The organism is Mesorhizobium opportunistum WSM2075 (assembly GCF_000176035.2).
Lineage (GTDB): Bacteria > Pseudomonadota > Alphaproteobacteria > Rhizobiales > Rhizobiaceae > Mesorhizobium > Mesorhizobium opportunistum.
The window spans coordinates 3919345-3933111 of sequence record NC_015675.1 but is presented as its reverse complement, the minus strand read 5'-3'; the positions used below and the strand labels follow the sequence as shown (position 1 = coordinate 3933111).

Below are 13767 nucleotides of genomic sequence, written 5' to 3'. Positions count from 1 at the left end.
TCTTGTCGTTAAGCACTCGATAACCATGAATCATTTCAATTTTAGCTATTCGGCAGCCTCGGCGCCACGCCGCCGCAGGTCGATGCTCCCAGCCGTGCGCGCCCAGAAGTCAGACATGAAGACAGGGTCGCGCAGCGCGTCCAGGCGCGGCCAGTCCGGGAAGGAGGCGGCGAAGGTCGCAGCCGCCATGCGCGCATCCTTGTAAGGATTGACCGCCCCTCCGGCCGCGACGGTGATGCGGTCGAGCTCGCCGAGCAGGGCAAACGTCGCCGCCCCCCTGTTGGGGAAATCCAGCGTCAGCGTATAGCCCGGCCGCGGAAACGACAGCAGTGCCGGCGAGCGGACCGCGCCGAAGCGCTTCAGTACGGTCAGGAAAGATCCCTGCCCGGCCCGCCTGGCGGCGGCGAGCAGTTCCGGCACGACGATGCGCGCAGCCTCCTCCGGCACCACGCTCTGGTGCTGGAACAGTCCATTGGGGCCATAGAGCCGGTTCCAGTCGCGCACGCCGTCGAGGGGGAAGAAGAAACCCTGGTAACCGCTCTGGCGCGGCACTGTCGTCCGACCCTTCTTCCACCGGTAGGCGGCGTTGAAAACGGTCAGGAACGGGCGGTTGAGCACGTTGAAGGGCGGCTGGAACGGCACCGACAGATTGCCGCCGGCCCGCGCGGCCGTATGCGAGCCATGCTCGGCGTGGTTGCCTGTAAACAAAAGGCCGCGCCCGCTGTGGCGACCGCCCGCGAGCTGATCGATCCAGGCCACGGCATATTCATTGGCCTGGTCCGCCGCCTCGGCGATATCGAAGAATTCGCCGAGGTCGCGAAATGGCGTTGCCTTCTCGACGATGTCGAGCGAAGGAACCCGCATCAGCCGGATCGAGGCCGACAGGATCAGGCCGGTCAGCCCCATGCCGCCGAGGGTCGCCGCAAACAGGCGCGGATTGTCGGTGGCCGAGCAGCGATAGGTCTTTCCATCGGACCGCAGCAGCGTGAAACTCTCAACATGGCAGCCGAACGTGCCGCGCCCATGATGGTTCTTGCCATGCACGTCATTGGCGATGGCGCCGCCAAGCGTGACGAATTGCGTTCCCGGAACCACCGCCGGAAAGAAGCCGTGGGGTGCTGCGTGTGCGATAACGTCGGACAACAACACGCCGGCATCCGCTTCGAGCACACCGGTCATGGCATCGAAGCCGCGAATGCGGTTCAGGGATCGCATGTCGACCACCGCGCCGGCCTGGTTCTGGCAGGAATCGCCATAGGAACGGCCATTGCCATAGGCAAGCAACGAGGCTTCCCCGGCCTGACCAGCCTTCAGCAACGCGATAGCATCGTCGGCCTGGATCGCCCTTGGCGCCGGCGGCGTGGCAAGGCCAAAGCTGCGGAAGCGTTCAGCCATGCCTACCAGCCCCCGACGACCAGCAGCACCGCGCCGATCAGCACCACGATCTGGCTGCGCCAGTCGCGGATGATGAAGACGACCGGATCGTCATGCATTTCGTCGCGGCGCGCCAGGATCCAGACCCGCATGGTGAGGTAGAGCACGATCGGCGGCAGCGGCCAGATCAGCCATGGGTGCGGATAGAGTTCGCGCACCGCGACACTGTCCATGTAGAGCGCCAGCACGAGAGCAGAGGAGAAGGCCGAAGCCATGCCGGCCTGGGCGATGATCTCCTGGTCCTCGGTGCGATAACCCCGTCCTGCGATGCGCTCGCCGGGCGGAATGGCGGTGGTGCGCAATTCGACAAAACGCTTCACCAGCGCCAGCGATAGGAAGAAGAAGATCGAGAACGCGAGCAGCCAGAACGAGACGTCGACGCCGGTCGCGGCCGCGCCGGCGAGCACGCGGATCGTGTAGAGGCCGGCAAGCGTCAGCACGTCGACAAGCAGCATGCGTTTGAACGACAGCGAATAGGCCGTCGTGACCACCATGTAGCCGCCAAGCACGGCCAGGAATTCGAGCGACAGAAAGAGCCCGGTGCCGATGCCGATCGCCAGCAGCACCGCGATAGCCCCAAGGCCGAAGGGGATCGACAGCGCGCCGCTGGCGAACGGCCTGTTGCGTTTGGTGACGTGCTTGCGGTCGAGCGCCAGATCGAAGAAATCGTTGAGGATGTAGATCGCCGACGCCACGGCGCTGAACGACACGAACGCCAGCAGGCATTCCCAGATCATGTTGGAATTGAAATATTCGTGCGAGAGCACCATCGGTACGGCGATCAGCGAGTTCTTCAGCCACTGGTGCACGCGCAGCATCTTGACGACGGTCCGCAATGTCGGCTTCGGCGCCGGCATCGTTTCGGCGCCACGCGCCGCCTGCCAGCGCGCGGCATGGCGGTCGGGTGCGACGACAATCGCATTGCGGGCAGCGTCGAAGACCTGGAGGTCATGGCGGCTGTTGCCGGCATAGTCGAAACCGCCGTCGCCATAGGCTGCTATCAGCGAGGCGCGCTTCCTGCCCGCGGTGAGATTGTCGAAACCGTCGGTGGCCAGCACCCGGTCGAAAATGCCGAGATGAGCCGATATGGCGTCGGCGAATTTGCGCGGCGTGCCGGTCGCCAGCACGATCTTGCGGCCCTCGGCATGTTCGGCGCGAAGACGGTTGAGCAATAGCTCGCGATAAGGCAGCGACGCGGGATCGATGTCGATGCGCTGCGCGATCGCCTGCTTCAGCCGCGCCGGTCCGCCAGCCGCCCAGAACGGCACGAGGAAGATATAGAGCGGGTTCTTCTTAAGAAGGATGAATAGTCCTTCCCACAACAGGTCGGTTGCGATCAGCGTGCCGTCGAGATCGACCGCAAGCGGTATTGCGTTCCTGTCCGACCGCGCATCCATGTACGTCCTGCCCCTGCCGCCATTTGATCCGGGAAACCGGAATCTCGTTGAGCGCCGTGTTCCGGCGTCTTGGGGCTGGTATAGCGGGGTATGGCGTAGCGAACGTTAAAACGCACGGTTGTGGGCGGCTGTCGCGGTGGTATTTCCGGCGTCATTGTTAAGCAACCGCTACCGGAAACGATAAAAGGCCGGACAAATGCCCGGCCTCTCCAATCACGCCGCCAGGATTACTTGATGCGGGCGACGCCGCCGGAGATCTCGACGGTTTCCGAACCCGTCAGCGCTTCGAGGTCGCCATTGGGCAAGGTGACGAAGCAGCCATTCTGGCAGAATTCGACGGTTTCACCGCCGGCCAGCGCAAGGTCGGTCTTGCTGCCGCCTTCCGTCACGATCAGCGTGCGGGTCTCGGCGTCCTTGTTGACCGCGCTTGCGGCATGGGCCCAGCCGCTCACGGCGAACAGGGCGACGGCAGCGACGAGAGACTTCCACATTTGCAATATCGGTGTTCCCACCGCCTCTGTTGCATTACGCAAGGCATTTTCGCCTTTGCATGGGAGCTTATATGAGATGGAAGCTGAACCGCAACTGAATGCCGCATTCATGCCGCAATTGGCTTCGGCTTCGCCGGCTTCCGGTCTAATCGGGATCCGGCTTGCGCAGCTTGCGTCCTGATTTGGCGAGCTTTTTCGCCTCGGCCGCGGCCTCCACCTTGGCCTGTTCCTGCTCGGCGAAGTCGGCCTCGATCTTGTCGTCGTCGGTCGGCCAGGCCTTGGGCTTGTGGGCCTCGACGACCGCACGCGGTGTCGAGGGGATTTCGATATGCTCGCCGTTGAATTTTTCCAGCACGGCGAAACGAATGTCGTTCTGCACGGCGCTGCCGTTCATGATATCGGCCAGGAACACCCGGATTTCGAACTCCAGCGCGGCGGCACCGAAGTTGGAAAACAGCACGAAGGGCTCGGGATTCTTGAGCACCAGCGGATGGCTGCGCGCGATTTCCAGCAGGACGGCATGCACCTGCTTGACGTCGCTGCCATAGGCGACACCGACCTTGACCTCGACACGGCCGAGCTTGTTGCGGTGCGTCCAGTTGCCGACGGCGTTGTTGATCAGGTTGGAATTGGGCAGGATCACCGACTGCCGCTGGAAGGTCTCGATCTCGGTGGCGCGCACGCTGATCTTCTTGACGGTGCCGCTGACATCGCCGGCGACGATCCAGTCGCCGACCTTGAACGGCCGCTCGGCCAGCAGGATCAGGCCGGAGACGAAATTGGACACCACATTCTGCAGGCCAAAGCCGATACCGAGGGAAAGCGCACCCGCGACCAGCGCCAGGCTTGAGAGATCGATGCCGGCGGCGGAGATACCGACCAGCGCCGCCAGCGCGACGCCGGCATAGCCGACCGCCAGCCGGATCGAGTTGCGCACCCCGGTATCGACCTTGCCGCGCGCCATGACCGAGCCGTCGAGCCAGCCCTGGAACCAGCGCGTCAGGAAATAGCCGATGACGAAGACGACGATGCCCGAAAGGATGCCGGTGACCGAAATCGTCACCGAGCCGATGTTGATCCCTGTCGCGAGCTTGTAGGCCCAGGCCTGGATGTCGCCGGGCTGGAACCCCCACATCAACAGGATCAGCGGCAGGAACACCAGCACGATCAACAGGTTGATGGCGATGCTGACAACGAGACCGAGCTGGTCGAGCGCGGTGTCGTCGTAGCTGGAATTGGCCGACAGCCAGCGGCCGACGAAGGTGTTGGCGAAAGCGCCTTCCTCGCCGATCGCCTGCGCCGACAGGAAACCGATATAGGCGGTGATCAAGGCTGTGCCGGTGACCACCACCTGCAGTGAGACGAACAGCGCAAGGCCAATATAGCCGAGCAAGGCGGCTATGATGGTGAACAGGCCAAGGCCCAGCGACAGGTAACGCAGCCATGCCGGCCACGGCCGCCAGCTTCCGTCGCGCGCCTTGAACGGCCGCAGCATCGCCATCAGGATCAGGATGATGCCGACGACAATGGTGGCGACAAAACTGCGGGCGATGGTCAGCGACAGCGGCGAGCCCATCTTGTCGTTGATCACCGACAGGAAGGTGTTGACGCTGATGACCACGGCCATGGCGGTGGCCAAGCGCACCAGCCAGCGCGCCGGCCCGGTTTCGACCGGGATCAGGCGCCAGTTCGGCAGCCGCGGCTCCAGCGCCGCGTTGGTCAGGCGGTTGACGCAGAACACCACGCCGATGACGGTCGCCAGCGCGTTGAGGAAGAGCCCAATGTCGCCGCGCAACACATTGTAATAATTGAAAAAGAAAATTGTCGATCCAAGAAAGGCGGCGACCGCCAGCGTCGGCAGCAAGGTCGACCAGAAGGCCACCGACAAGCGACTGAGATAGGATGGGTCCTCATTGGTGGGGTCGGCTTCGAACACCCGCCCGAAAAGACGCCTGCCGCCGACCAGCAGCACCAGCGCCAGGCCGAGCGCCACGAAGGTTGCCGCCAGGATCGCCTGGAACTTGAACTTGAAGGCAAAGCTCAGCCAGGACGACACCGCCTTGTAGAAATTGCCGAACTCGTCGCGGGCGTCGGAAAACACCTGCGGGCTCAGCGCGTCCGACAGCACGTAGCGCTTGGTCAAAAGATTGCGGAACAGCTCGCTGCGCATGTTGCCGATCTTGTCGATCAGCCCGCTGATGCGGATAGACAGGGCCTGGGCCTGCGAGATGACAGCGTTGATCTCGGCCTTTTCGGATGTCAGCGCCTGGCGTTCGGCACTGACGATATCGGGCTCTTCCGGCTGCCCGGCGGCCGGTGCCGGGCCAAGCTGCTCCAGACGGGCGTTGATCTCGCCAAGACGTGTGCGGAAGGCCAGCGCGCTGTTAAGCGATTGCCGTGACAATTCCTCCAGCTGCAGGCGGATATCGACTAGGCTGCTATCGTCCTCGCCATCCTGCTGGGTCTGCTTTTCGAAATTGTCGGCCTTGGTGGTCAGACCCTGGATGATCTTCTGCTGGTCGGCGACCAATCCGGCGGGCGCCTGGCCGACGCCCTGCGCCATCGCCTCAAACGAAGGCGGCGCCGAAACGACCAGCGTGAAGACCATAATGAGGCGAAGCAATCGGAAAAGCATGGTTTGTGGGCGACTCATGGACGGCAAAGGCAATTTGAAAGCCTGTCCTTGATAAAGACGGCCATATCATGGGGCAAGCCGTCGCGTCGGGGCGTTGACAAAGGCGTCGGCCAGTCGAAAGGCCATGGCGCAATATTGGCTTTGCACGTGCGGCCTGCTCTATAGTCTGCCGCATCGCCCGAACCGGACAACTTGCACATGGCAGAGTACTCGGCCCTTTCGCTGCTCGCGAACGCGCTCAAGGGAAACAAGGACTGGAAACCGGCCTGGCGCAAGCCGGACCCGAAGGCGTCCTATGATGTCATCATCATCGGCGGCGGCGGCCATGGGCTGGCAACCGCCTACTACCTTGCCAAGGAGCACGGCATCACCAATGTCGCGGTGCTGGAAAAGGGCTGGCTCGGCTCCGGCAATGTCGGCCGCAACACGACTGCCGTGCGCTCGAACTATCTGCTGCCGGCCAACACCCGTTTCTACGAACATTCGATGAAGCTGTGGGAGAACCTCTCGCACGAACTCAACTACAACGTCATGTTCTCGCAGCGCGGCTGCCTGAACCTGGCGCACACGCCGGCCCAGTTCGACGACTACGCAAGGCGCGGTAACGCCATGCGCCATCTCGGCGTCGATGCGGAGCTGATGACGCCGGCCGAGATCAAGCGCCTGATCCCGGCGCTCGACATCTCCGGCGATGCGCGCTTCCCCGTGGTTGGCGGCCTGATGCAACGGCGCGCCGGCACCGCCCGCCACGATGCCGTCGCCTGGGGCTACGCGCGCGGCGCCGACCGGCGCGGTGTCGACATCATTGAGAATTGCGAGGTCACCGGCTTCCTGCGCGATGGAGACCGCATCATCGGCGTCGCCACCTCGCGCGGCGACATCCGCGCCAAGAAGGTGGCGGTCGCGGTGGCCGGCAGCACGGGCCGGGTCATGCAACTGGCCGGCGTCGAGACGATGCCGATCGAAAGCCATGTGCTGCAGGCCTTCGTCACGGAATCGCTAAAACCCTTTATCGACACCGTCGTGACCTTCGGCATGGGGCATTTCTACATGTCGCAGTCCGACAAGGGCGGCCTTGTCTATGGCGGCGACATCGACGGCTACAACAGCTACGCCCAGCGTGGCAACCTGCCCATCGTCGACGAGGTGATGAGCGAGATGCTGGCGCTGTTCCCGGGCCTTGCGCGCGTGCGCATGCTGCGCTCCTGGGGCGGCGTCTGCGACATGTCGATGGACGGCTCGCCGATCATCACCATCGGCCCGCTGCCCGGCATGTATCTCAACTGCGGCTGGTGCTATGGCGGCTTCAAGGCGACGCCGGCCTCTGGCTGGACCTTTGCCTGGACCATCGCCAAGGATGAGCCGCACGACTTCAACGCGCCGTTCACGCTCGACCGTTTCCATCGTGGCCTCGTCATCGACGACAAGGGCCAGGGCGCGAACCCCAGGCTTCATTGAGCAAGGCTGCATTAGGTAGAATTGAATGCTGATCACCTGCCCCTATTGCGGCCCGCGCGACGTCATCGAGTTCACCTACCAGGGTGATGGCAACCGCGAGCGCCCCGATCCCGCCTCGCAGAATTTCGAGGCGTGGAACGCCTATGTCTACGACCGGCTGAACCCGGCCGGCGACCACAATGAGATCTGGCAGCATTCCGGCGGTTGCCGTGCGCATCTGCGCGTCGTGCGCAACACGCTGACGCATGAGATTTCGAGTGTCGCCTTCGTGCGCGGCGACCACGGCTCGGCCGCCCGCCACAAGGCGGAGGACAAGGCATGAGCCCGCGCCGCACCGACACTGGCGGCCGCATCGACCGGCTGAAGACCATCCGTTTCACCTTCGACGGCGTTGCCTATACCGGCCATGCCGGCGATACGCTGGCTTCCGCACTGCTGGCCAAGGGCGTCACTCTTTTCGGGCGTTCGTTCAAGTATCACCGCCCGCGCGGCCTACTGACCGCCGGTGTCGAGGAGCCCAATGCGCTGGTGACGGTGCTGAAGGGCGAGGTGCGCGAGCCCAACATCCCGGCCACCATGGTCGAGATCCATGACGGCCTGGTCGCCGTCAGCCAGAACCGCTTCCCCTCGCTTGCCTGGGACATCAACGCCGTCAACCAGCTCGGCGGCAAGATCCTGTCGGCCGGCTTCTACTACAAGACCTTCATGGGACCGGTGGTCGGCCCCCTCAAGGGCACGCGCTTCTGGATGTTCTGCGAGCACTTCATCCGCCGTGCCGCCGGCCTCGGCAGCGCCGGATCAGCGAAGGACCCGGCCCGCTACGAACGCATGAACGCCTTTTGCGATGTGCTGGTGGTCGGCTCCGGCCCTGCCGGCCTGATGGCCGCCAAGGCAGCCGCCGATCAGGGCGCCCGTGTCATGCTGGCCGATCTCGAACCACGTTTCGGCGGTTCGGCCAACTGGTCCGACGAAACCGTCGATGGCGCGCCCGCCGCCGATTGGGCGCGCCGCACCGTCGCCCAGCTCGCAGGCCGCGACAATGTCCGGCTTCTGCCGCGCACCACGGTCTGGGGCTATTACGATAACAACACGCTTGCCGCACTCGAACGGGTCAGCGACCACAAGGAGCAGCCCGCCAAGGGCGAGCCGCGCCATCGCTATTGGGCGATCCGCGCCAGGTCCGTCGTGCTGGCCACGGGTTCCTTCGAACGGCCGCTTGTCTTCCCGGGCAATGACAGGCCGGGCGTCATGCTGGCGCATGCGGCCGAGCGCTATGCCAATGAGTTCGGCGTTCTGCCGGGCGAACGGGTCGCCCTGTTCACCAACAATGACAGCGCCTATCGCGCGGCGGTCGCCTTGAAGAAAGCGGGCGCCGCCATCATCGCCATCGCCGACGTCAGGCCCGAGCTTTCGGCCGAGATGCGCAAGCTCGCCGCGGAAGCCGAGGCCGAACTGTTAACGGGCCATGCCGTCGTCGCCACCGAAGGCGGCAAGGCGCTCTCGGGCATCAAGGTTCAACGTTTCGACATGATCACGGGCACGCTGAGCGACGATGCGCGCTCGATCCACGCCGACTGCCTGCTGATGTCGGGCGGCTGGTCGCCGACCATCCATCTCGCCAGCCAAGCCGGCGCCAGGGCGGAATGGAACGCAGCCCGGCAGGCCTTCCTGCCGCCGAAGCCCACACAGAAGGGGCCGGCACAACAATGGCCAACACAACAATGGATCGGTGCCGGCGCCTTTACCGGCAGTTTTTCGACGGCCGAAGCCATCGCCGAAGGCCGCGCTGCCGGGCTCACGGCGGCCGGTGGAACAGCCACGCCGCCGCCGTTGCCCACTGTTGAGGCCGCACCTGGCGATCCCGATCCGGCGCCTGTTTTCGAGATCAGGGCCAAGGGCAAGAGTTTTGTCGACTTCCAGCACGACGTGACCGCGGAGGATGTGCGGCTGGCGCATCGCGAAGGCTTTGTCTCGGTCGAGCACCTCAAGCGCTACACCACGCTTGGCATGGCGACCGACCAGGGCAAGAGCTCCAACGTCCCCGGGCTCGCCATCATGGCCGAGGCGCTGGGCAAGCCGATCCCGGAGGTCGGCACGACACGCTTCCGGCCGCCCTTCGCGCCGGTGTCGATCGGCTCGCTGGCGGCCGAGCGTTTCGGCGACCTGAAGCCTGAACGGCTGACGCCGATGCATGACTGGCACCTCGCCAACGGCGCGACCATGTATTCCGCCGGTCTCTGGTACCGGCCGATGATCTACGGCCATGCCGGCGAGACGGTCGAGCAGGCCTATGTGCGCGAGGCCAAGGCGACGCGCGAAAGCGCCGGCATCGTCGATGTCTCGACGCTGGGCAAGATCGCAGTGCAGGGCCCGGATGCCGCCGCATTCCTCGACCGTGTCTACACCAACATGTTTTCGACGCTCGCCGTCGGCAAGGCCCGCTACGGGCTGATGCTGCGCGAGGACGGCTTTGCCTTCGACGACGGCACCACCTGGCGGCTTGGCGAGCAGGATTTCCTGATGACCACCACCACGGCCAATGCCGGCAAGGTGATGCAGCATCTGGAATATTTCCTCGACATGGTCTGGCCGGAGCTGAAAGTGCACGTCACCTCGGTGACCGATGAATGGGCCGGCGCCGCGATCGGAGGGCCGAAGGCCAGGCAGATCCTTGCCGCTTGCGTCACCGGCACCGCTGTCGACAATGCGACGCTGCCCTTCATGGGCATCGTGCGTGGCGAGGTCGCCGGCGTCCCGGTGATGATCTGCCGGCTGTCCTTCTCCGGCGAAATGGCCTTCGAGGTCTATTCCGGCGCCGGCCATGGCACGCATGTCTGGGAAGCGCTGATCGAGGCTGGCAAGCCGTTCGGGCTGGTCACCTACGGGCTCGAGGCGCTGGGCACAATGCGCATCGAAAAGGGCCATGTCACCGGCGCCGAGATCGACGGCCGCACCACGGCACGCGATCTGCATCTCGACTGGATGCTGTCGAAGAAGAAGCCGTTCATCGGCTCGGCGATGATGGACCGCGAAGGCCTGATCGCGGCCGACCGGCTGGAACTGGTCGGCTTGATCGCGCTGGACAATCGGCCGCTCAATGGCGGTGCGCACATCGTCGAGGAGGTTGACGAGGCCAATCCGCACGGCTCGATCGGCCACATCACCGCCTGCTGCTACTCGCCGGCGCTCGGCAAGCATATCGCGCTGGCGCTGGTCAAGGGCGGCAAGGCAAGGCACGGCACGCGTGCCCATGTCTCCGATCCGCTGCGCAATCGCTTCGGACCGGTCGAGATCGTCTCCAACCATTTCTACGATCCGGAAGGGACCCGCATGCATGGTTGAGCGCCAATCCCCCCTTGAGCCGGAGTTTCACACCGGCTCGCATGGCAATTTCGAGCACGGCGTCGAGATCCTCCTGACCGAGACAAGGCCGGGCTCGATCGTGCAGCTCGCCGCATGGCCAGGCGAGGAGAAGAAGCTGATCGCTGCCATCCGCACGGTCACCGGCCTTGCACTGCCTGACGGTGCCGGCGGCGGCTTGAGCGACGGCGTGAAGTCGGTGTTCGGCTTCGCGCCGGGAAAGTTCACCGTGGCCGACGAAGCCGAAGGGCTGGCCGACGCCTTCGCCAAGGCGGTGACACCGGTCATCGGCACGGTGACGGACCTGTCGCATGGCCGCACCGCCATCCGCATCGCCGGGCCGAAAGCCGAATGGGTGCTGGCGAAATTCTTCGCCATCGACTTCGCGCTGCCGGCCTTTCCCATAGGCGCCGGCCGCTCGACCGCACATCACGATGTCTTCGCCCAGATCCAGCGCACCGGCGCCGACGAGTTCGACATCTATGTCTTTCGCTCGTTCGCCCGCTCGTTCTGGAAGGCGCTCTGCCACGCCAGCGAGGAAGTAGGCTACGAGGTGCAGTAGAGCAATTGCTTCTGGCATCAACGCCAGCCGGTTCTGCCGCTAGAGAATCGCGCCGCCAGCGGCCATGGTAGGAAAAACGTGGTCGCCAGATCGACCCAAGGGATAAAAATCCCGTCTCAGACTCGGCGCATTCGTTTGGTTCGAACATCCCCATGACCGCAGAACTATCCGCCGGCGCCACGGATCGCGCCGATGTGTCGGCCCGGGCCTTGCTCCTGCTACCGCTGACGGTCGCCTGCGGCGTGTTCATGACCAGCCTCGACCAGAATGTCGTGGTGACGGCACTGCCCGGCATCGGCGAAAGCCTCGGTCGTCCACCGAGCCAGCTCGGCCTGCTGATCACCGTCTATGTCGCCAGCCTGATCATCTCCATGCCGCTCGGCGGCTGGGCCGCCGACCGCTTCGGCCTGCGCAACGTCTACTGCTTTGCCTTGCTGGTGTTCGCCACCTCGTCGGCGCTCTGCGGCCTGTCCGATGATATCTGGACACTGGTCGGCGCCCGCGCGCTGCAGGGCTTCGGCGGTGCGCTGATGGGCACGCTCGGCCAGGTCGTCATCCTGTCGAGCTTTCCGCGCAGCCGCACGCTCAAGATCAACATGTACATCTCGCTGGCCAGTCAGTCCGGGCCATTGGTCGGTCCGCTCGTCGGCGGCGCGCTGACCACCTACATTTCCTGGCGCTGGATTTTCTTCATCAATGTGCCGTTCGCGCTGGCGGCGACAATCCTTGCCGCCTCGCTGTTCCCGACAGTGACCAAGCCCGTTCGCACGCGGTTCGATTTTCCCGGCCTTCTGCTGGTCGGCAGCGGCATGATCCTGCTTGTCTTCGGCATGGATGCGCTTGCCGCCAAGGATGCCGCCGGCGGCATGATTGCCGGCGGACTGGCACTGGCGGTCATCATCCTGTCGATCGCCTCGCTCTACTGCCTGCGCGTGCCCAATCCCCTGCTCGACCTCAAGCTGCTGCGCATCCGCACCTTCCGCATCTCGTTTCTCACCGGCGGCGGCCTGGACACGATCGGCCTCAGTTCCGTCGCCTTCCTGCTGCCGCTGATGTTCCAGCTCGGCTTCGGCATGAGCGCTGTGGAGGCGGGATCGCTGACCTTCGTTGCCGCGCTCGGCTCGGTGGTCATGCGTTTCTTCATGCCTCGTGTCCTCAACCGCTTCGGCTTCCGCCGCGTGCTGGTCGTCAACACGCCGATCGTCGCCGCGATGGTTGCGGGCTTCGCCCTGATGCAGGCGGCGACGCCGGTCTGGATCGTGCTTAGCTACATCTTCGTTTTCGGTGTCTTCCGCTCGGTGCAATGGGCCTCGACCGGAAACCTCGCCTATTCCGACATCGCTCCCGACCAACTCGCCCGCTTCAGCGCGCTCTATTACATCCTCTGGCAGTTGGCGGTGGCGATCAGCGTCGGTCTTGCGGCGGCCATGCTATCGTTCCTGGCCGGCGGCGGGTCTGCCGTGACCAGCGATTTCCGGATCCTGTTCGTGATCGAGGGCGTCATCACGCTCTGCGCACTATCAGCCTATCTCAAGCTGACGCCACAGGACGGCGCCCATGTCAGCGGACATGGCGCGCAGATGAATACGGAATAGTGCCGCAGCCCGTCGCGGCCGGCTATTCGCTGAACGTAACCCATTCCTCGAGCGGCACGCGGTCGGTGCGGAAGGCGTTCTCGGGCTTGGAAATGTCCTCATAGCCCAGCGCCATGCCGCAGACGACGATCTCCTCGTCGGGAATGTTGAGCACCGGCCGGATCTGCCGGTGATAGGGCGCGAAGGCCGCCTGCGGACACGTGTGCAGACCCCTGCCCCGCGCCGCGACCATGATGTTCTGCAGGAACATGCCGTAATCGATCCACGAGCCCTGGTTGAGCCGGCGGTCAATGGTGAAGATCATACCGACCGGCGCGTCGAAGAAGACGAAGTTGCGGTCGTGCTGGGCACGCATCTTGTCGACCTCGCGGCGACCGATCCCGAGCGCGCCATAGAGGCCGAACCCGTTGGCGCGCCGGCGGGTGAGATACGGTTCGAAGAACTGCGTGGGATAGTAACGGTACTCGTCCCAATCGGCCTTCTCGGCACGGATGCCGGAATTCAGGATGGCATCCGATATCTGTTGCTTGGTCTTGCCCTTGGTGACGTAGACCCGCCATGGCTGCATGTTGGTGCCGGATGGAGCGCGTGCCGCAACCGTCAGAATGTCCCTGATCGTCTCGTCGTCGATCATGTCGGGCAAAAATGCGCGCACCGAACGGCGCGATAGGATCGCATCGTCGACGATCTCGGCCTCAACCGCGATTCGAGCCTTACTTTCCAGCATGGGCCGTCCCTTAGCCTGTATCTCGATCGGACGTCCCCACTCGCCGCTCGCGGCGGAGCCTTTGCATGAACCGTCAAAGTCCTGCAAGCAAATCTTGAGCATTGGTGA

The 13767-nt window shown here is 64.3% G+C and carries 10 protein-coding genes; 5 read left to right on the top strand and 5 right to left on the bottom strand.

From position 1 onward, the window contains the following. Window positions 1–45 precede the first annotated feature (45 nt). The 4 genes from MESOP_RS18960 to MESOP_RS18945 form a co-directional block, all read right to left on the bottom strand. Window positions 46–1395 (bottom strand): FAD-binding oxidoreductase, encoded by a 1350-nt coding sequence (locus MESOP_RS18960; RefSeq protein WP_013894955.1) that lies wholly within the window; start codon window positions 1393–1395, stop codon window positions 46–48. A gap of 2 nt (window positions 1396–1397) precedes the next feature. Beyond that, complete coding sequence (locus MESOP_RS18955) at window positions 1398–2831, bottom strand: UbiA family prenyltransferase (protein ID WP_013894954.1); 1434 nt, start codon at window positions 2829–2831, stop codon at window positions 1398–1400. Window positions 2832–3058: 227 nt separating this feature from the next. Beyond that, on the bottom strand, window positions 3059–3322 hold the full coding sequence (locus tag MESOP_RS18950) for a hypothetical protein (protein WP_013894953.1): 264 nt from the start codon (window positions 3320–3322) through the stop codon (window positions 3059–3061). 145 nt (window positions 3323–3467) lie between these two features. After that, window positions 3468–5957: a mechanosensitive ion channel family protein gene (locus MESOP_RS18945; RefSeq protein WP_013894952.1), complete on the bottom strand. Its 2490-nt coding sequence runs from the start codon at window positions 5955–5957 to the stop codon at window positions 3468–3470. 198 nt (window positions 5958–6155) lie between these two features. Here MESOP_RS18945 and MESOP_RS18940 point away from each other — a divergent pair, with 198 nt between their 5' ends. The 5 genes from MESOP_RS18940 (at window position 6156) to MESOP_RS18920 (ending at window position 12932) form a co-directional block, all read left to right on the top strand. Continuing rightward, window positions 6156–7415, top strand: coding sequence for a sarcosine oxidase subunit beta (locus MESOP_RS18940; RefSeq protein ID WP_013894951.1), 1260 nt, complete (start codon window positions 6156–6158; stop codon window positions 7413–7415). A gap of 25 nt (window positions 7416–7440) precedes the next feature. Then, window positions 7441–7737, top strand: coding sequence for a sarcosine oxidase subunit delta (locus tag MESOP_RS18935; RefSeq protein WP_013894950.1), 297 nt, complete (start codon window positions 7441–7443; stop codon window positions 7735–7737). After that, entirely contained in the window at window positions 7734–10757 is a 3024-nt protein-coding gene (locus MESOP_RS18930; protein WP_013894949.1) for a sarcosine oxidase subunit alpha, read from the top strand. The genes MESOP_RS18935 and MESOP_RS18930 overlap by 4 nt, the downstream gene beginning before the upstream one ends. After that, window positions 10750–11337 carry a sarcosine oxidase subunit gamma gene (locus tag MESOP_RS18925; RefSeq protein ID WP_013894948.1) on the top strand — a complete coding sequence of 196 codons (588 nt, stop codon included), beginning with the start codon at window positions 10750–10752 and terminating at the stop codon, window positions 11335–11337. The genes MESOP_RS18930 and MESOP_RS18925 overlap by 8 nt, the downstream gene beginning before the upstream one ends. Before the next feature lie 152 nt (window positions 11338–11489). Continuing rightward, window positions 11490–12932 carry an MFS transporter gene (locus MESOP_RS18920; RefSeq protein WP_013894947.1) on the top strand — a complete coding sequence of 481 codons (1443 nt, stop codon included), beginning with the start codon at window positions 11490–11492 and terminating at the stop codon, window positions 12930–12932. A 22-nt stretch (window positions 12933–12954) separates the two neighbouring features. Here MESOP_RS18920 and MESOP_RS18915 read toward each other — a convergent pair whose 3' ends face one another. Beyond that, on the bottom strand, window positions 12955–13659 hold the full coding sequence (locus MESOP_RS18915) for a nitroreductase (RefSeq protein WP_041164821.1): 705 nt from the start codon (window positions 13657–13659) through the stop codon (window positions 12955–12957). Window positions 13660–13767 lie beyond the last annotated feature (108 nt).

Bases quoted from the DNA above. Each gene is read 5' to 3' on its own strand.
- MESOP_RS18960 (WP_013894955.1), bottom strand. From the start codon at position 1,395: ATGGCTGAACGCTTCCGCAGCTTTGGCCTTGCCACGCCGCCGGCGCCA.
- MESOP_RS18955 (WP_013894954.1), bottom strand. From the start codon at position 2,831: ATGGATGCGCGGTCGGACAGGAACGCAATACCGCTTGCGGTCGATCTC.
- MESOP_RS18950 (WP_013894953.1), bottom strand. From the start codon at position 3,322: ATGTGGAAGTCTCTCGTCGCTGCCGTCGCCCTGTTCGCCGTGAGCGGC.
- MESOP_RS18945 (WP_013894952.1), bottom strand. From the start codon at position 5,957: ATGCTTTTCCGATTGCTTCGCCTCATTATGGTCTTCACGCTGGTCGTT.
- MESOP_RS18940 (WP_013894951.1), top strand. From the start codon at position 6,156: ATGGCAGAGTACTCGGCCCTTTCGCTGCTCGCGAACGCGCTCAAGGGA.
- MESOP_RS18935 (WP_013894950.1), top strand. From the start codon at position 7,441: ATGCTGATCACCTGCCCCTATTGCGGCCCGCGCGACGTCATCGAGTTC.
- MESOP_RS18930 (WP_013894949.1), top strand. From the start codon at position 7,734: ATGAGCCCGCGCCGCACCGACACTGGCGGCCGCATCGACCGGCTGAAG.
- MESOP_RS18925 (WP_013894948.1), top strand. From the start codon at position 10,750: ATGGTTGAGCGCCAATCCCCCCTTGAGCCGGAGTTTCACACCGGCTCG.
- MESOP_RS18920 (WP_013894947.1), top strand. From the start codon at position 11,490: ATGACCGCAGAACTATCCGCCGGCGCCACGGATCGCGCCGATGTGTCG.
- MESOP_RS18915 (WP_041164821.1), bottom strand. From the start codon at position 13,659: ATGCTGGAAAGTAAGGCTCGAATCGCGGTTGAGGCCGAGATCGTCGAC.